General features: G+C 66.8%; 20 protein-coding genes and 1 tRNA gene. 8 read left to right on the top strand and 13 right to left on the bottom strand.

Going from position 1 to position 17979, the window contains the following annotated elements:
• Positions 1-84: 84 nt before the first annotated feature.
• Positions 85-1200 (top strand): alpha/beta hydrolase family protein, encoded by a 1116-nt coding sequence (locus tag AC1POX_RS02395; protein ID WP_008574769.1) that lies wholly within the window; start codon positions 85-87, stop codon positions 1198-1200.
• A gap of 76 nt (positions 1201-1276) precedes the next feature.
• On the opposite strand, the gene rarD is transcribed toward AC1POX_RS02395, so the two are convergent.
• Positions 1277-2185, bottom strand: coding sequence for an EamA family transporter RarD (rarD, locus tag AC1POX_RS02390; RefSeq protein ID WP_109290482.1), 909 nt, complete (start codon positions 2183-2185; stop codon positions 1277-1279).
• The gene (gene yedA / locus AC1POX_RS02385) at positions 2182-3126 is read right to left on the bottom strand and encodes a drug/metabolite exporter YedA (RefSeq protein WP_031424669.1); all 945 of its coding nucleotides are present in this window, start codon (positions 3124-3126) and stop codon (positions 2182-2184) included. Before yedA ends, rarD begins: the two co-directional genes overlap by 4 nt.
• Positions 3127-3157: 31 nt before the next feature.
• Between yedA and AC1POX_RS02380 the strand changes: the two genes are divergently transcribed.
• On the top strand, positions 3158-3631 hold the full coding sequence (locus AC1POX_RS02380) for a Rap1a/Tai family immunity protein (protein ID WP_046932093.1): 474 nt from the start codon (positions 3158-3160) through the stop codon (positions 3629-3631).
• 336 nt (positions 3632-3967) lie between these two features.
• On the opposite strand, the gene AC1POX_RS02375 is transcribed toward AC1POX_RS02380, so the two are convergent.
• The 7 genes from AC1POX_RS02375 to rocF all read right to left on the bottom strand — a co-directional run bounded on the left by AC1POX_RS02375 (position 3968) and on the right by rocF (position 10377).
• Positions 3968-5620: a M28 family metallopeptidase gene (locus tag AC1POX_RS02375; RefSeq protein WP_481108605.1), complete on the bottom strand. Its 1653-nt coding sequence runs from the start codon at positions 5618-5620 to the stop codon at positions 3968-3970.
• Positions 5621-6019: 399 nt separating this feature from the next.
• Complete coding sequence (locus AC1POX_RS02370; RefSeq protein WP_008576427.1) at positions 6020-6964, bottom strand: MBL fold metallo-hydrolase; 945 nt, start codon at positions 6962-6964, stop codon at positions 6020-6022.
• Positions 6965-7092: 128 nt separating this feature from the next.
• Positions 7093-8382 carry a tryptophan--tRNA ligase gene (locus AC1POX_RS02365; protein WP_071117705.1) on the bottom strand — a complete coding sequence of 430 codons (1290 nt, stop codon included), beginning with the start codon at positions 8380-8382 and terminating at the stop codon, positions 7093-7095.
• Between the two features lie 166 nt (positions 8383-8548).
• Complete coding sequence (locus tag AC1POX_RS02360; protein WP_003486601.1) at positions 8549-8758, bottom strand: CsbD family protein; 210 nt, start codon at positions 8756-8758, stop codon at positions 8549-8551.
• A gap of 227 nt (positions 8759-8985) precedes the next feature.
• A complete protein-coding gene (locus tag AC1POX_RS02355; RefSeq protein WP_005914328.1) occupies positions 8986-9120 on the bottom strand; it encodes an entericidin A/B family lipoprotein in 135 nt (44 codons plus the stop codon).
• A gap of 74 nt (positions 9121-9194) precedes the next feature.
• A complete protein-coding gene (locus AC1POX_RS02350; protein ID WP_011348912.1) occupies positions 9195-9347 on the bottom strand; it encodes an entericidin A/B family lipoprotein in 153 nt (50 codons plus the stop codon).
• Positions 9348-9453: 106 nt separating this feature from the next.
• A complete protein-coding gene (gene rocF / locus AC1POX_RS02345; RefSeq protein WP_008576436.1) occupies positions 9454-10377 on the bottom strand; it encodes an arginase in 924 nt (307 codons plus the stop codon).
• Positions 10378-10697: 320 nt separating this feature from the next.
• Between rocF and AC1POX_RS02340 the strand changes: the two genes are divergently transcribed.
• The 5 genes from AC1POX_RS02340 (at position 10698) to tmk (ending at position 14277) form a co-directional block, all read left to right on the top strand.
• Complete coding sequence (locus AC1POX_RS02340; protein ID WP_008576438.1) at positions 10698-11150, top strand: roadblock/LC7 domain-containing protein; 453 nt, start codon at positions 10698-10700, stop codon at positions 11148-11150.
• Positions 11151-11213: 63 nt separating this feature from the next.
• Positions 11214-11573 carry a roadblock/LC7 domain-containing protein gene (locus AC1POX_RS02335; protein ID WP_003486613.1) on the top strand — a complete coding sequence of 120 codons (360 nt, stop codon included), beginning with the start codon at positions 11214-11216 and terminating at the stop codon, positions 11571-11573.
• Positions 11574-11669: 96 nt separating this feature from the next.
• A complete protein-coding gene (locus tag AC1POX_RS02330) occupies positions 11670-12587 on the top strand; it encodes a hypothetical protein (protein ID WP_008576439.1) in 918 nt (305 codons plus the stop codon).
• Complete coding sequence (locus tag AC1POX_RS02325; protein WP_003486615.1) at positions 12584-13126, top strand: GTP-binding protein; 543 nt, start codon at positions 12584-12586, stop codon at positions 13124-13126. The genes AC1POX_RS02330 and AC1POX_RS02325 overlap by 4 nt, the downstream gene beginning before the upstream one ends.
• 470 nt (positions 13127-13596) lie before the next feature.
• The gene (gene tmk, locus AC1POX_RS02320; protein ID WP_011348915.1) at positions 13597-14277 is read left to right on the top strand and encodes a dTMP kinase; all 681 of its coding nucleotides are present in this window, start codon (positions 13597-13599) and stop codon (positions 14275-14277) included.
• A gap of 307 nt (positions 14278-14584) precedes the next feature.
• Here the strand turns inward: tmk and AC1POX_RS02315 are convergent.
• From AC1POX_RS02315 to birA, 4 genes are all read right to left on the bottom strand, one after another.
• Positions 14585-14660, bottom strand: a tRNA-Thr gene (locus tag AC1POX_RS02315).
• Positions 14661-14692: 32 nt separating this feature from the next.
• Positions 14693-15604: an SPOR domain-containing protein gene (locus tag AC1POX_RS02310; protein ID WP_080721248.1), complete on the bottom strand. Its 912-nt coding sequence runs from the start codon at positions 15602-15604 to the stop codon at positions 14693-14695.
• Between the two features lie 9 nt (positions 15605-15613).
• Complete coding sequence (locus AC1POX_RS02305; protein WP_014091334.1) at positions 15614-16342, bottom strand: type III pantothenate kinase; 729 nt, start codon at positions 16340-16342, stop codon at positions 15614-15616.
• Positions 16339-17355 (bottom strand): bifunctional biotin--[acetyl-CoA-carboxylase] ligase/biotin operon repressor BirA, encoded by a 1017-nt coding sequence (birA, locus tag AC1POX_RS02300; RefSeq protein WP_031424681.1) that lies wholly within the window; start codon positions 17353-17355, stop codon positions 16339-16341. The genes AC1POX_RS02305 and birA overlap by 4 nt, the downstream gene beginning before the upstream one ends.
• A 304-nt stretch (positions 17356-17659) precedes the next feature.
• On the opposite strand from birA, the gene AC1POX_RS02295 reads away from it, so the two are divergent.
• The gene (locus AC1POX_RS02295) at positions 17660-17974 is read left to right on the top strand and encodes a hypothetical protein (protein ID WP_008576447.1); all 315 of its coding nucleotides are present in this window, start codon (positions 17660-17662) and stop codon (positions 17972-17974) included.
• The last annotated feature ends 5 nt before the right edge of the window (positions 17975-17979 follow it).

Raw genomic sequence — 17979 nt, 5'->3', positions numbered from 1 at the left:
ATGGTTCTGTCACCGCAGTGCGGTAGATGCGCCAGCCGGGCAGGCCGTAGCCTGCTCGGCCGTTTGCTCCATCGATCGATCGCCATGACGCGCCTGCTTCTGCTGGTCTGCGCCTGCCTGTGGCTGGCCGGCTGCTCCTCTTCTTCGACCTCGCTCAGCGAGCGCCTGGTTGCGCCCGGTGGTACCTCGCCGCTGCTGGACGAAGAACGCATTGCCGCCACCATCGCCACGGTGCCCAATCGCAGCGGGCATGTGGTGACGCGCGATGGCGTGCCGATCTTCTGGCGCGCGATCGACCCCGGCCAGTACGCCATGCACTATCGCTACACGGGGCAGCGCAGTGACCCGGCGCATGCGCTGGATGTGGATTTCAGTTTCAAGGCACCGACTGCCAAACCGCCGGCGCCGCGCGGCACGGTGGTGCTGCTGCACGGCTGGATGATGGATGGCGACTCGCTGCTGCCCTGGTCGCTGCAGCTTGCGCAGGCCGGCTACCGCGTGGTCACCATCGATCTGCGCAACCATGGTCATTCCGGCGGCGGGCCGTCCGGCTACGGCACGCGCGAGTCCGACGACGTCATCGATGTGCTCGACGCCCTGCAACCACGCGGCGAAATCCGCGGGCCGCTGTATCTGTTCGGCATTTCCTACGGCGCGGCCACCGCGCTGTTTACGGCCGACAAACTCGGCCCGCGCGTAACCGGCGTGGTGGCGATGGAATCCTTCGCCAATGCCGGGCGAGGCATCCGCGACATGGTGCCGCACCTGCTCGCCAGCCAGCCGCACGGGTGGCGTGGGCGGGCGGTGGCGGCGTATGCACGCTGGCGCTATGCCGACCAGAATATCGACGCGGTGATTGCAGCGGCCGACACCCAGCTCAAGCTGGACCTGGACCGTGTCGATGTCGCGCACGCCCTGGCCGACACGCGCAGCTGCGTGCTGCTGTTGCACGGCGATGCCGATCAGCACATTCCGGTGGCGCATGGCCGCGCACTGGCCCTGGCCAGCGCGCGTGCGCATTACCTCGAACTGCCGGGCGAAAACCATTTGAGCCTGCCGCTACGGCTGGACGTGCTCGGCGGGCCGATCGACCAATGGCTGGCACAGGTGCACCAAGACCCCAGCCATTGCCCTGCACCGCAGGCGCTGCCCGCGTCCACGCTGGCCGTAACCAACCCCCTGGCGATGCCGCAGAGTTGAGCACGGCAATCGCGCACGCTGACGCGAAGCGATCGCACTGATGAATGCCACACGCACTGCGTGCAGGGTGGCTGACTTAGCGCGTCAGCACCGGCTGCCGCGACCGCACCACGCTGTCGCCGACAAATAACAGCAAACCCACCCAGATCGCGGCAAAGCCCATCGCGCGCCCCTGATCGAACGGCTCGTGGAAGAACCACACGCCCAGCAGCAACTGCAGGCTCGGCGCGATGTATTGCAGGATGCCCACCAACGACAGCGGAATGCGCCGCACACCGTAGGCGAAACCGATCAACGGCAGCGCCGTCACCACGCCACCGAAGATCAGCATCGCGTCGGTCCGCAGGCTCCAGCCGCTCAGGAACGCGCCGCCGTGGCCCTGCTCGCCCCACGCCGCCAGCAGCAACGCCGGCACGAACAGGTACACGCTTTCCACGCCCAGCCCGGCCACCGGATCCACCGCCACCAATTTGCGCAGCAGCCCGTAAATACCGAAGGACACCGCCAGCCCCAACGCAATCCACGGCGGCGCGCCGGCATCGATGGTCAGCCACAGCACGCCCGCTGCCGCGCAGGCCACCGCCACCCACTGGATGCGGCGCAGGCGCTCTTTCAACACCAGCACGCCCAGCAAGACGCTCAGCAGCGGGTTGATGAAGTATCCCAGGCTGGCCTCGATCACATGCCCGGCGTTGATCGCCCAGATGTACAGGCCCCAATTGAACGCGATCGCCACGCTGCTGCCGGCCAGCATGCGCAGCGCGCGGGGCTGCGCCGCGATGCTGCGCCACCAACGCAGGCCCGAGCTCGCCAGCAGCCAGGCCACCACCAGCACCGTGCTCCACACGATGCGGTGGGCGATGATCTGCAGCGACGGCACCGCCTTGAGCAGATGCCAGTACACCGGCACCAGCCCCCACAGCACGAAGGTGGAGGCGGTGATCAACAACCCGCGGCGTGCTTCCTGCGACGACACCGCGCTCATCGCCGCGCCTTGGCGAAGGTGACCACCAGCACGCCGGCCAGAATCACCGCCATCGCACCGATGTCCTGCGCGCTGAAGCGCTCATGGCCCAACCAGGCACCCAGGCTGACCGCAATCACCGGGTTGACGTAGGCGTAGCTACCGGCGAGCGCAGGACGCACGTGATGCAGCAGCCACACGTAGGCGGTAAACGCCACGATCGAGCCGAACACGCACAGGTACGCCACCGCCAGCAGTCCTTGCGGGCTCGGCCACACCTGCGGGCGCTCGCCGATCAGCAGGCCGGTACTGACCAGCAGCACGCCGCCGCACACCATCTGCCCGGCAGCGGTCATGAACGGCGAAGGCAGATCGCGCCCGCGCGACCACACCGACCCGAATGCCCAGCCGATCGGTGCGATCAGCAGCAACACCAAGCCAACCGGCGTCGCGGTCAGGCTGCTGCCGGCGTTGAGCCACACCACGCCCACAAAGCCGATCACGATGCCCAGCCATTCGCCGCCGCTGGCATGCTGCCCGCGCAATGCGCCGAACAAGGCCATCCACAACGGCACCGACGCCACCGCCGTGGCGGCCAGCCCGGACGACACGCTGCGCTCGGCCAGCACCACCATGCCGTTGCCGAGCAGCAGCAACGCCGCACCCATCAGCGCCACGTTCTTCCACTGCGCGCGCGTTGGCGCCGCCACACCGCGCCAGCGCAGCACGCTGTAGAGCACGCTACCGGCGACGATGAAACGTGCGCCGGACACCATCGTCAGCGGCTGCGCGCCACCTTCCAGCGCAAAGCGGATCGCCAGATAGGTCGAGCCCCACACCACGTAGACCAGCAACAAGGCGAGAACGACTAACCCGCTGCGCGCAGGCGCGGCAGCATCGTGAGAGGAAGACATCGGAACAGTGCCAGGCAGTGCAGCGGAACCTTCGATTCTAGAGCACATGCCAAAGCCCACGCCGCACCTCGGTCGCGCTATGGTGCACTTCCCACCGCATCCGAGCGTGCAGATGCAGCACCCTCTTCGCTGGCTGGCCCTGGCCGCCTTATTCGCAACGTCCGCCACGGCATCGGCGCGTGCCCCCGAGCCGTGGGAACTCAGCGGCCGCAAGCTGATCGACGCCGGACTGGACGGATCGCTTGCGCCAGAAATCACCGCGCCGGAGCAACGCGAGTTCAAGGTGCTTGTTTCAGCCAGCCGCGCCGGTGCGTATCTGCTCGGCGTCGCCAGCGCCAGCTATCGCACCGGCTGGTGCATGCCGGCGGGCAGCACCGGCTCGCCCGATCTGCAGGCGGTCATCGCCGATATCGGCGCGCTGCCCGATACACGCCAGGCCCAGGCCGCACCCGACTTGATCGTCCAGGCGCTGGCAAAGCGCTATCCGTGCAGCGGCGGCGACAAAAGCACGCGTGCCGGCGGCGGCAACTCACCCAACGCCGCCAAGCCGTAGGCACGCCTATACGCAGTCGTTCAATGCCATGGCGTTGATCACAACGCCAGCCTGTGTACCGAGCAACGACAAACATCCCGAGCGGCCGTCTGATGAGCGTGGACGGCGCGCGGGATCCGCACACGCACAAGCAAATGCAGGCCACCGGGCAGCGGCTGCGTTCGCTTGGCGTAGCGCTCAGTCATCCGATGCGCATGGACAGCGTGCAGGACCCCGAATGTACGAGCGCACAGGCCGCATCGAATCCAGCTGCGCCCGTCTGGCGATCAGCGCAGTCGTCTTGGTCGCTGCGCTTGGCCTCTCTCGAGGGCACGGCGCCCTCTCGCTCCTGCGCGCTTACTTGCGCACCGCATCGCTCTTGGCACGGATCGCCTTGAATTCCGAGCCATCCTGCCAGCTCGGCCACTGCCGGCCATTGGCCAGCGCCACGCCCACGTCGTACACCAGCGTGGTATCGGCGGCATGGCCGCTGGCATCCCATTGCGGGGTCCAGCGATCGCACGGCTGGTGGTAGCAATCGGCGAAATACTTTTCGCGCAGTGCCTTGCCTGCCGCGACGCCGCCGTCGAGCATGTCCAGGCCGGGGCCGGCGGTGATCGCCGGCACACCCATGCGCGCGAACGCGAAATGATCGGCGCGGTAGAAGAAGCCTGCTTCCAGATTCGGATCAGGCAAATAGCTGCGACCACGCGCCTTGGCGGCGGTTTCCAGATCGCCTTCCAGCGACACCCGCCCACGTCCCCACGAGGCGATGTCGCGGGTCGGGCCATCGGGGCTGAACATTTCCATGTTGAGCACGGCCACGGTCTTGTCCAACGGCGCCAGCGGATGCGCGGCGTAGTAATTGGCGCCGAGCAGGCCTTTTTCTTCGGCAGTCAACGCAATGAAGTACAACGAGCGCTGCGGCTTGGGGCCGGCTGCGAACACGCGCGCCAGTTCCAGCACGCTGGCCACGCCGGTGGCGTTGTCCACGGCGCCGCGTCGAATCGTATCGCCACCGGCATCGGCCTTGCCGATCCCGAATGCATCCCAGTGCGCGGAGAAAATCACCGTCTCATCCGGATGCCGGCTGCCGGTGAGTTTGGCCACCACGTTATGCGTCACCACACGCTCGCGCTTGAGCTTGAAATTCACCGACAACGCCGCATCGCCCAGTGCCACGGGCGCGAAGTCGCGCTGCTGCGCACGCGCCTTGGCCTGTTCGAAATCCAGGCCGGCCTGCTTGAACAACGACACCGCCAATGCACGCTGCATCCAGCCGCGCACCGGCACGTGCTGCGCGCGGGCATCGGCATCGCTGCGCTCGATGTCGAACAACGGCGACATGCCCGAGCTCTGCACCGTGGCCCAGCCATACGCCGCCGGCGCCGTCTCGTGCACGATCAATACCCCGGCCGCACCGCGCCGCGCCACCTCTTCGTACTTGTAGGTCCATCGGCCGTAATAGGTCACGGCCTTGCCGTCGAATGCGCCCGGCTGCGGCGATTCGAAATCGGCATCGTTGATCAGCACCACCGCAATCTTGCCGCGCAGGTCCACGCCCTTGTAGTCGTCCCATTGGCGCTCTGGCGCACTGATGCCGTAGCCGACGAAGACCAGTGGCGCGTTCTTCAACGCGACCGCCTGCTGCGGACGCAGGCTTTGCAGGGTCACATCGTTGCCATTGACCAGCGCCTGGGTCGTGCCCCCGACGCGCAGGCTTGCGCGCACCGGGCCATCCACCTGCGCGCGCACCAGCGGCACGGCCTGGGTCCAGCTGCCCTGCTCGCCGCCTGGCTCCAGGCCAGCCGCCTTGAATTGCTCGACCAGGTAATCGACCGTGCGCTGCTCACCGGCGCTGGCCGGCGCGCGCCCTTCGAATTCGTCCGACGCCAGCAAGCGCACGTGACGCGACAATGCCTCGGCATCGATGCCACCGCCCGGCAGATCGTTGGCGGCCTGCGCCACACCTCCTACAAACAGGCAGGCAGACAACAGCAGGATGCGCATCGGATTCACGGTGAGGCCTTGCAACGGTAGATGACACATAGTTTACAAGCGTGCGACCAACACCGGAGCGCAATGACACGAGAATGCAGTCGATCGCATGCATGGCCAAGCGCGGATGATCTCCGGTGTGGCTGCAAGGCGCTTGCGCGTGCGCCATCAAGATGGTCGATGTGCACTGCTTTCAACAACACCACCAGCCAACGTTCTGGTGCGGTGTCCTCACCGATTGCGGGCCCGTTGGCGGCATGGATGCCGCCGTCGAGCCCCATGGACGGGTTCACGGCGTATCCCGCGAGCGGTGAGGGCACCGCGCACCCGACTGATCCGGCCTTAGCGGCACCAGAACGACCCGACCACGCACTACAGCGTTCGAGAGGGTGTGTCACCCCTCAACCAGCGCTAACGCATGCGCGCTGCACGATCCAGCCAACAGCCCAGCCCTTGCGCGTTGAGCTCGATGTCCGTTGCCAGCAGTTGCTCCACGGCGGCATCGTCCAACCGACATCCATGTTGGCGTGCGCGTTCCAGATACAGTTCGGTCAATGCCGCCACCATGCAGCGATGCCGGTCCGGACGCTGCGCGCAGCCCAGCGCAATGTCGGTCATCGCATGAATCTGCTCGCCCAGCGCCCGCGCCAACGGTTCTGGCGAGGTGACACGGCCGTAATGGGTCAGATACATCGCCTCTGGTGCGGCGTCCATCAGGCGCGCGATCGACTGCAGCATGGCCTCGGGTTCGAATTGCACCGGCGAGGACGTCGGCACGATGAAAGCGCCACGCGCACTGTCCAACTGGCGATACGACAGGCCGAAGGTGTCGCCGGTGAACCAGCTGCGGCTGCGCGCATCCCACACGCACAGATGATGGCGCGCATGTCCAGGCGTCTCGACGGTGCGCAGCGCGCGCTTGCCCAGCATCACGGTATGACCCTCGCCGGCCGCGACCACACGCTCGGCCGGCACCGGCTCGATAACGCCGTAATGGCGCGCCATGTCCGCCTCGCCATACACCGCGGTGGCGCCGGCAATCAACCGCGCAGGGTCGATCAGGTGCGGTGCACCGCGCGGATGCACCAGCACCTGCGCATTGGGCAAATGCCGCAACAAGGCTCCTGCACCGCCAGCATGATCCAGATGCACATGGGTCAGGATCAACCACTCCACCTGCGCTGGCGCCAAGCCGGCCGCCTGCACCGCGGCCAGCATCTGCGGGACCGACAGCGAGGTACCGCAATCGATCAAGGCGGCCTGCTGCGCTTGGACCACCAGATATGCTGCATCGAATTGCACGCCGCCAAAGCCGGTATCGATGGTGTGGATGTTGAACTCGGCTGTCGCTGTCATTCGCACCCCGCGGCGGTTGTCGAAACTGCAGTGTAGGCCCAAGCCTGGCGTTACTGTCGCGCATGTCGCCACAGGCACGACCTACGCAACCGCAACAACCCACCTCGACGCCTGTTGCGCCGCGCAGCTCACGCCTCGCGCAAGGCATCCATCGCGGCAACAATCACGTCGGCATCCACCTGCGCATGCACGCCCGGCAGCTGCAGATCGCTGGCTTGGGTGGCCTGCTTCAACCGTGCGATCACCTGTCCGGCATCGCGTGGCGAAGCGAAGCCATCGCTCTGCAGCAGCAATGCACCCGCGCCATCGTTCAACTTGAAATAGAACTGCCCATCGCTTTCACGATATTGCTTGAACACCGGCAGTGCGACCTTTTCGCTGGACTGCACCGCCGCGGTGGCGGCCTGGCTGGACAGATCGCGCAAGCCCACCGCATCGCGCAACTCGGCCAGCAGGGGAGTGGCATAGCGCGCGCGCAGACGTGCACCACCGGCGCGCAGGATCGCTTCAATCTTGGCTGGCTCTGCCATCAACGCCTCGTAGCGCATACGCAGCGGCGCAATCTCTTGATCGATCCGCTCGAACAACTGCTGCTTGGCATCGCCCCAGCCGATGCCGTCGGCAAACGCCTGCGCAAAGGCGGCAGATTCCTGCGGTGTGGCAAATGCCTGGTACAGCTGAAACAACGCCGACCCCTGCGTCTCCTTGGCTTCGCCCGGGGCGCGCGAATCGGTCAGGATGGAAAACACCAGCTTGCGCAATTCCTCGCGCGGTGCAAACAGTGGAATGGTGTTGCTATAGCTCTTGCTCATCTTGCGGCCATCAAGGCCTGGCAAGGTGGACACCTGCTCGTCGATCACCGCTTCGGGCAAGGTGAAAAAGTCGCGCCCGTAGACATGATTGAAACGCTGCGCGAAATCGCGCGCCATTTCGATGTGCTGGATCTGGTCGCGCCCCACCGGCACCTTGTGCGCATTGAAGATCAGGATATCGGCCGCCATCAGCACCGGATACATGAACAAGCCTGCGGTGACGCCGGCATCCTCGTCCTCGCCATCGGCGCGGTTCTTGTCCACCGCCGCCTTGTAGGCATGCGCGCGATTGAGGATGCCCTTGCCGGCCACGCAGGTCAGCAACCACATCAACTCGGTGGTCTCGGGCACATCGGACTGCCGGTAGAACCACACCTTGTCCGGGTCCAGGCCGCAGGCCAGCCAGGTGGCGGCGATTTCCAGTGTCGAACGCTGCGTGCGCGCCGGGTCCTGCGCCTTGATCAGGCTGTGCAGATCGGCCAGGAAATAGAAGCTCTCCGTATCGGCACCTGCACTGGCCTGGATGGCCGGGCGGATTGCACCGACATAATTGCCCAGGTGCGGGGTGCCGGAGGTGGTGATGCCGGTAAGGACACGGGTGGTCATCTACGTCATGCCAGAGTGGGGTAGCCCCCAAGTTTAGCGGTTCCGCACTTTTGCCACCGCCGCAGGCGCCGGGGAGTTGGCTCCACGCTCGAACGCAGAACGGGCCGCACCGGGCGGCCCGTCGTCTGCAAGCTGCTCGCCTCAACTGGCGGCAGATCGGCGCACCTCAGGTGTCGTCGCGCAACGACTTTTCGAACGCGCGCACTTCGGTCTGGGCGCGATCGCGGTCCCAGCCATAGCGCTCCTGGAGCTTGCCCTGCAGATATTCGGCATTGCCTTCGGCAACCTTGAAATCGTCGTCGGTAAGATCGCCCCACTTCGCCTGGGCCTTGCCCTTCAACTGGGTCCACTTGCCGGAAATGATGTCACTGTTCATGCGATGACTCCGCTGATGCGGTCGCGATTGACCGTGGCGCCAGCCTGCCCACGCGGGCGTTGGTCCGGGATCAAAAGGTGTCAAACCGCCGATCACCGCACTGAACCGTTGCCTACTCCCGCCGCTGGTCGCACTGCATGTTGCATGCGTCGACGGAGGCCGCCTTGTACGTAAAGCACGCACAAAAAACGGGCCTTGCGGCCCGTTTTTTTGCATGCGGCGTCGGATTACTTACGCGCTGCGTCTTCCACCTTCTCGCCAGCGCCCTGCACGTCCTTGCCGGCGCCTGCGACGGTGTTGCAACCCGCCAGCATTCCCACCGACAACATCGACAGCACCAGCAGCACAATTGCACGCTTCATAACACACTCCTCAGGGGTAAAGCGGCGCGTTGCCGCAGATCGATCAATTCAACAGGGCCACGCGATGTGACGGATCAGCACTTACCGTCGCTGCATTTTTCGGCCGTTTTCTCGACCTTGTCGCCCGCACCCTGCATGTCCTTGCCGGCGCCGGCCACGGTGTTGCAGCCCGTCATCACGCCGGCCGAAAACAGGCCCAGCACCATCAGTGTCAGCAGTCGCTTCATCGCTTGTCCTCGTTCTATCACGGTGCCAGCGCACCTGGCTTGGCGCCAAATCTGACTGCGCGGCCGTGGATTTGATGTGAACGCGTCCCGGTGCGCTCGGTCCGGATCAATCCCGCATCAGCGTCGACTTGCCGAACAGGCTCTCGACCAGATCCACCGCCAGTTCGGCGGTCGCATTGCGGTTGTCCAGCACCGGGTTGAGTTCGACGATATCCAACGAGCCCATGCGCCCGGTGTCGGCAATCATTTCCATCACCAGTTGCGCCTCGCGGTAGTTGGGGCCACCGGGCACCGTGGTGCCCACGCCCGGCGCGATGCTGGGGTCGAGGAAGTCCACATCGAAACTCACGTGCAGGTGGGTATCGGCGCTCATGCCCTGCAACGCCGCTTCCATGGTGCGCTTCATACCGGCTTCGTCGATGTAGCGCATGTCGTACACATCGATGCGGTGCTGCTTGATCAGCCGCTTTTCCTCCGGGTCCACCGAGCGGATGCCGATCTGCCGCACCTGCTCGGGCAACAACGCCGGCGCACTGCCGCCCAGGTGGGTCAGCGACTCGGGCCCCAGCCCGCACAGGCAGGCCACCGGCATGCCGTGCACGTTGCCCGAAGGAGTCACCTCGCTGGTGTTGAAATCCGAATGCGCATCCAGCCACAGCACCCGCAACGGCCTGCCCTGCTCGCGGCAGTACTTGGCCACCGCCGTGATCGAGCCGATGCCCAGGCAATGGTCGCCACCGAGCATGATCGGCATGCGCCCGGCACGCAGTTCGGCGTAGCTGGCGTCCATCAGCGCCTGGTTCCACGCCACCACTTCGTCCAGATGCCGGTAGCCGGCCTGCGGCGCCTGCCAGGGATTGCGCGGACCATCCAGATTGCCCAGATCGCGCACCTCCACGCCGCGGCCGACCAGCGCCTCCTGCAGGCCGGCGATGCGTAGCGCCTCCGGCCCCATGCGCGCGCCGCGGTGGCCCGCGCCGATGTCGGTGGGAACGCCAATCAAGGAAACCGGCACGTACTGCGTTGCCATGCATTGCTCCAGTATCGATAAAGCCGTGCAGTCTAGTTGCCCGCCCGCACAGTGACGCGCGGCAGCGCAGCACGCATGTCGCCCGTACTGAACAGTGCGAGCAAACGCGAGGTTTAGATCTGCCTCGTCGCGCCGCTATCGTGACGTACCAAGGCACTTTGTGGCGCACCGGACTTTGCCGATTCTGCCTGTCTGACCGCCCAGTTAAGCACCACGGGCGAGCGTGACAGCCTGCTCGGATCCGGGTGGTATGGTGCGCCGCCCGGCGCGGCACACCACGCACGTACGCGCCCGGGCCATCACGCAACAGGGGGATTTTCATGCCGCACAACGCCGTCAACCAGGTCGTCAAGGCTGCCGTAGGCGAAGTCCCGCGGGCGTTGCATTTCTACGATCTGCAGCGCATCGGTCACGAGTTTGCGCAGACCATCGAACGTGAGCCGGGCATCCGCCTGTTGATGCTTTCCACGGCCGACGGGCGCGCCATCACCGAGCGTTCCAGCCTGGACGTGGACAGTCGCCGGCTTGCCGCGATGGCCAATTCGTTCCTGACCCTGGGCGAGACCCTGGCGCGCGAATCCAGCCTGAAAGAGGCCGATTACGCCACCGTCAGCACGCGTGCCGGGCAGCTGGTGCTGATCCGCATCCGCGCCGACAAGCCGCTGACGCTCACCGCAGTGGGCAGTGGCGACATCAATGCCGCTGCGCTGTTGTTCAATGCGCGCGATTGCGCCGGCCGCCTCGCCACCGTGTTGACCCCGCCGCAAGGCTGAGCACCTGGCACTGTTCGTGCATGCCGCAAGGCACCCATTCCTCATCGTTTCCAAGGACCACACGTGTCAAAACTCAATCTGGAACACCTGCATTCGCTGGCCGGCTTCGTCGGCGCGGCGCTGGTCGATAGCGACAGCGGCATGGCGCTGGGCATGACCGGCGGTGCCGAGCTCAACCTGGAATTGGCGGCGGCCGGCAACACCGAAGTGGTGCGCGCCAAGCGCCGCATCGCCGAACAGCTCGGCCTGAACGACACCATCGAAGACATCCTGATCACGCTTGCACGCCAGTACCACCTGCTGCGCCCGCTGGAAAGCAACAGCACGCTGTTCCTGTACGTGGTGCTGGACCGTGCCAAGGCCAACCTGGCCATGGCCCGTCACGAGCTCAAGGCGTTCGAAAAGACCCTCGATTTCGGTTGATGCCGACAGCGCGGTGCCAGCGCATCGCCTGATCCAGCCTGCCGGTGCAGACCGGCAGGCATCTCGTAATCCAATGCGCCGCTACGGCGCCAGCTCATGACCACACCCATCAACGCCATGCGGGTCGCCACGGCCGGCCTGGACCTGCTGCACACCACACGCCTGAAACTGGCGTGCTCGCTGCTGCTCGCCGACCGCATCGACGTGCAGTTGGGCCAATGGCCGCAGCACGCGGCCGATGTGGTGGTACTGGGCCTGGACAGCGCCGATGGCTTGGCCGCCTGGCAGGCATTGCAGGGTCAACCGGTGCGGGTGCTGGTGGTGTCGCGCACGCCCGTGGCTGGCGCTTGGATCAAGCACGGCGCCACCGTGCGCGAACTCAACGAACACATGCGCCTGCTGTTGTCCTCGCCGCACGCTACCCCGGTCGCGGAGCCGGCATTGCTGCTGCGGCACTGCCGTGGCGAATTCGGTGCCGGCGCAGCGACGCTGCAGCATGCGCAGTTGCAGGTGCGTGTGGACCCGGGCAATGGCTGCGTGCAGTTGCCCGCTGGCGTGGCGCTGGCGCAGGTCATCGCCGCGCTGGACCGCTCGGGCTGGCACGTCGTGCCCGACCTTGCCGCGACCGCGTTGCCCCAACGCATTTCCTTCGAAGCGCTGTTTTTCGCCCTGCCCGAGCATCTGCGCCAGGCGCTGCCGGCAGTGGAACCCGGCCATGCGCTGCAATTGCGCCAGTGGCCGGAGTTGACTGCAGAGACCAGCTCGCCAGCCCAGTTGCTGGCCATCGCCCACCTGCATGCACGCCCCTGGCGCCCACAGGCGCTGGCCAATGCTTGCAAGCTGCCGCTGCAAACGGTGGAATGCCTGTTCGCCGCTGCACTTGCCAGCGGCCTTGCCCAGACTGCGGAGATTCCCGTGCCTGCAACGCAGCGCCGCCCAGATGGCGGCAACACGCGGTTCTTTTCCTGGGTCGCACGTCGGTTCGGCCTTTCCCTCTTCCAGGCGCAGTCATGAGTCTTCCAGCCAACAAGCTGGTGTTCGTCGGCGGCATGGGCGCCGGCAAGACCACCGCAGTGCGCTCCATCTCCGATGTGGAGCCGGTCAGCACCGAAATGCCGCTCAGCCAGGACGCCTACGGCGACAAGACCTACACCACCGTCGCGCTGGACTACAGCTCGATCGAGCTGGAAGACGGCGAGCTGCTGCATGTCTACGGTGTGCCAGGTCAGAAATACCTGGATTTCATGTGGCCGCTGGTGTGCGACGGTGCGCTGGGTGTGATCGTGCTGACCAACGCACGCGACCCGCAGATGCTCACAGCCACGCTGGAGTTGTTGCGCGAGTTTTCGCAGATCGCACCCGAGGCCAGCCTGGCGGTGGGCATCACCATGACCGATGAAGTCGAGGATTTCCTGGTGCCGCCCTTTCGCGAGGCCTTGGTGGCCGAAGGCTTCCGCGTACCGGTCATGCGCGTGGATGCGCGCTCGGCCACCCAGATCACCTTCCTGGTGAAGTCGCTGCTGTCCTATCGCTACACCTCGGCGACCAGCTGATCGAAAGCGCGCCTGGCGCCGGCGCCGGGTACGGCCAGCAAGACAAGGAATCTGGTCACGACGGTGCCTGAGCGGGCGTCACGCGGGGGATGCCGCCTCTAGGGTGGCGGCGACGCGTCCGTCTTCCTTGAAGCCAAAAACACGACTCAGTCGCGAGACGCGTGTGCAGTGTGTCTGACTTGTTCAGTATGGCCCGCAGCCAGAAGCCAGGATATCGGGACATTTCCGACATCGCGCAGGACATACCGGCGATAAGTCTTTGGCAATATCCGCCACAGCGCACGTCAACTCATTCTGTTTCCTCCCGTCGCGCGCCGCCGGGCACCTCACCGCAACGCTGTCGCTGCATCGTCGCGTATGCCATGTGCTCCTGCGGCTGAGTTTTGCCAGGCGCGTGTCGCGCAGACTGCACGCTCTTCATCGCCCTGCTGCCGGTTAGGTTCATCGCCACGATCAGCTAAAGTAGCGCGATGACAATCGAACTGAAGCCCGGCGGCTTGCTGATCGCCATCGAAGGCATCGACGGCGCCGGCAAGACCACGCTCGCCCGCCGCCTGGCCACCACCCTGGACGCGGCCGGCGCGCGTGTCGTGCTGAGCAAGGAGCCCACCAACGGCCCATGGGGCACCCAGTTGCGCCAGTCCGCCGCCACCGGCCGCCTGAGTGCGGAGGAAGAAGCCGAGCTGCTCATCCGCGACCGCCACGAACACGTGGACACCTTGATCGCGCCCGCGCTGGCACGCGGCGACATCGTCATCCTGGACCGCTACTTTCCCTCGATGGTGGCCTACCAGGGCGCGGCCGGTCTGCCGCTGGACGAACTCCTGGAGCGCAACGCCTTCGCGCCGCGCCCGGACGTACTGCTGCTGCTCGACCTGCCCCCACCCACCGGCCTGGCCCGGATCCGCGCCCGTGGCGATGCGCCCAACCACTTCGAAACCCAGGACAACCTGGAACGCTGCCGCACGATTTTTGCCGCGCTGGACTTGCCCGGCAAACACGTGGTGGACGCCAGCGCCGATGCCGACAGCGTGCTGCGTCAGGCCCACGCCATCATCGTGGCCGCATTGGCCGACCGACTGAGCGGCGATGCACACACAGACACCGGCAAGGCCGCGCTGGAACTGCTCTCGGGCGGCCGCCCGGCCTGAGTGCTGCACCTCGCATGGCGCGATCAACATCGCGCGATGCGCGTGCCATGGTGCACGCCACTTGAAGCGGCGACCGAACGGGGCGAGCAGCCTTCAAAGTGAGCGTGGATAGCACGCTCAAAAACCGGAGCGCGACGCACCCTCCGGCTTACAAAACGCTGGGCACGCTAACGTACGTTGGGACAGATGGCGGCAGGCAACGCGCCATCGTGCCTGGTAACCGGTTGATGCAAAGATCCCACACCGCATCGCGTGCTCCAACAGCAGCAACGTCGAGCGTGATTGCCACGCTTGCGTGGATCGAGGATGGTGCCGACACCCGGATTCGAACTGGGGACCTACCGCTTACAAGGCGGTTGCTCTACCAACTGAGCTATGCCGGCGAAGGCAGGCGCGTTGCGCGCCGGTGCGCATTCTAGCGCAGCGCGGCGCAATCTAGCGAACGCTGACGGGCGGCACCGGCAGCCCCTTGCAGGGCGTTGGTGGCCGCACTGGTGCGGACATCGATCCACCACCGCGATTGCCCGTTGCCGCTGGGCACCAGTTGCGCCGGGAATCCTGCGCCGACCAGGCTGGCCTGACGCCGCTCGGCGCGCTCGCGGCTCTGGTACTGGCCCAGCGCCACGGTGTTGTCCTCGCCCTGCGCGATCACGTAGTAGTCGCCCATCCCGGCCGCGGCAATGCGCTTGACCAGGGCCTGCGCGGCCGCGCGATCGCCCACGTTGGGCAACATCACCCGAAACGTGCTGATGCCGGCGTCCTTGTCCTCGCGCACGTTGGCGCGGCTGGCCTGCCCACGCACGCGTGCCAGCGCCGCATCGGCATCGGCGCGTGCCGCAAAAGGTCCCAGGCTGGCGCAGCGCTCCGCGGCAGGCGGGGATGGGGCGGGCGATGGTTGTGCCGCCGTCGCGGCGACGGCATTGGTCGGTTTCATCGCAGCGTTCGCCGCTGCCGACGCTTCCGCTGTGCCGCGCGGCGCTTGCGCTGCGGCAGTGGTGGCCGGTGGCGGCGCTGCAGACGTTGGCGCGGCGGGACCGGCAACTGCCGGCGTGGTCGGCGTGGGTACCGATGCAGGCCCGGATGCTGTCGATGGCGATGGCGCCGGTGCTGTCGACGCACTCTCTGCCGCAGACCCCGATCCCGTACGCGCTGCAGCAGGCAGCCCAGGCCCGCCAGCACCGGTCACTGTCGGCAGCAATTCCAGCCGCGCCACACCGGTCGGCTGCAGCGGCGCCGGCGGTGGTGCCGGTGGCGGCTGCAAGGCCCACCACAACGCCACCCCGGCATTGAGGACGATCAAAACGACGATGAGCGCGCGGACATACATGCGCCGATTCTACGGGGACGCCGCAGCGGTCGCCCACGTCGCCAGACCGTCCAGCACCAGGGCCGCGCGGAACGAGGCATCGGGCAGCAGCGGCAGCAACGGCGGCGCGCCACCGCCATGCACCAGCAGCCGCACCGGAACGCCCAGGCTGCGTTGGGCGTGCTGAAGGCTGCGCTCGATCAGCGCCACCGCCGCGCCATCGCAGCCGGAGGTCAAGGCATCGTCGGTGTCGACGGCCAGCTCGACATAATCGCCGCCGCTGGCCGGCAGTTGCACCGCGCGCGCATGCAGCGCTTCGCGCATGGTGGTCGGCGAGGCGGCGATGCGGCCGCCGCGGTGCAGGCCGTCGGCGCCGAGCACGTCGATGGTCAGTGCGGTGCCCACGCCGGCCACCAGCACCGGGGCATCGCCCCGCGCACCCAGCAACGCCAGAAAGCGGTCCACGCCGAAGCGGCTCGGGTCGGCATAAGCAATCCGGACGCCGGCGCATTCGGCGGTGGTCCGCACGATGCGCACCTGCGTAAAGCGCTCCTGCAGGCAGGCGATCATGCGTTGCGTCAATGCCGGCGCGGCCACGCTGGCAACATACGCAATACGCCCGGACGGCAGCGCCGCCAGCGCCGCCGCGTCCATCGCCTCGGCGCCATGCGCCCACGCCTGCACCTGGCCGGCACGGTTGCCGTGCAGTGGCGCGTACTTGAAGCGCGAATTTCCCAGGTCGAACAACCACTCGCTCATGCAGGTCTCACGCTCACTTCTCCGGAGTGGAACAGGCGCACTGTCTCGCCCAGTTGCACCCGCAACGCGCCGTCGGCCGCCAGGCCGAGCGCGACGCCACGATGGTGGGTGCCGGCTTCCTCGACTTGCACCGTACGCCCGTGCAAGACATCCAGGTCTGCATAACGCCCCAGGAACGGCGCCAGCCCCTGCGCCTCGAACAGGTCCAGTGCCGGCAGCAACCCGGACAGCACCGCTGCCGTCACCTGGTCGCGCGACACCGGGCCGCCGGCCAGGGTATCCAGGTCGATCCAGGGCTGGTCGATGCTGGCCGCTGCGGTCGCCGGCATGTGCACGTTCAAGCCCAGCCCGATCACTGCACGCGCGTTGCCGGCCATCTCGCCGCCGCCTTCGATCAACAGGCCGCCCAGCTTGCGCTGCCGCGCCAGCAGATCGTTGGGCCACTTCAGCCCGACATCGGCAAACCCGCAACCACGCAAGGCTTCGGCCACTGCGACCCCCACGGCCAAGCTCAGGCCTGCGAGTTGGCCCAGCCCGCCATTGAAACGGCGCGACGCCGACAGATAAATATGCGCGCCCAGCGGCGAGGTCCATTGACGCCCGCGCCGGCCACGGCCGCCGGTCTGACGCTCGGCCAGCAGCACCGCCACGCCCTGTTCGGGCGCCGGCTGCGCCAGCAAGGTGGTGTTGGTGGATTCCAGCGTCCAGGCCACATCCAGCGCCGCCAGCCCAGCTGCCGCACCGGGGGCCATGCCGGCGCGAATACGCGCCGCGTCCAGCAGATCCAAGGGCGTGGCCAGGCGATAGCCGTCACCGGCCCGTCCTTCGATGTCGACGCCGGCCGCACGCAGATTCTGGATGCGCTTCCACACCGCCGCGCGGGTCAGCCCGGCATCGCGCGCCAACGCATCGCCGGACAACCGGCCACCGGCGAGTTTGGCCAGCAACGCACGGTCATCCACGGCTGCGGCGGGCGATGCGGCGTGAGGTGGCAACGGCGCGGGCTGCAGCACCCGGGAGGAATGCCTGCGCGACGCGGCCGGCGCGCCGCCGAGGCAACGCGCGTGATGCAACATCGACAACCCAGACCAGGCGTGCGGTGGGCTCGGTGACCGACCGCACCGGGCATGCGCCCTGCGGCTGACCGGCGCGCGCGCCCGACCAATCTCCCGCAGCGCCGGCGCCGCACTGCCGGCCGCCGGCGCCTTTCATCTCACAGTGCATTGCGCGCAAAGTCCCCGAATCCATCCGCCAAAGTATGCGCCAAGCCCTCCCGGGCGCCCAGCGCGGCTTGCGTGAGGGAGTGAAAAGCGCGTTATGATCGGCGACTCACGCCGCTTGCCCTGGATGTGGACGATGCGCCGAATCACGGTTTGCCTGCTCCTGTTGTTGGCTCCGCTTGCCGCCCTGGCATCGGACCAGCTGATCGACGGCGATCATGACAGCTGCATCAGCACCAACTCGGCCGCGCGCGGCAGGACACCGGCGCCCGAAGCCGCACCGGCACGCAACAGCCCGCACAAGGCCACGCCGTCCACCGGCGGCGGCGGTGGCAGCGATGGCGATTCGTTGTTCCCGCGCATGCGCACGATGCCGCGCTGGCACAGTTTCCTGCCGGGCATGTTCCGCTGATCCAG

The sequence above is a fragment of the Xanthomonas sp. NCPPB 3442 genome (genome assembly GCF_056725145.1).
This window is presented reverse-complemented; position numbering and strand designations above follow the sequence as displayed.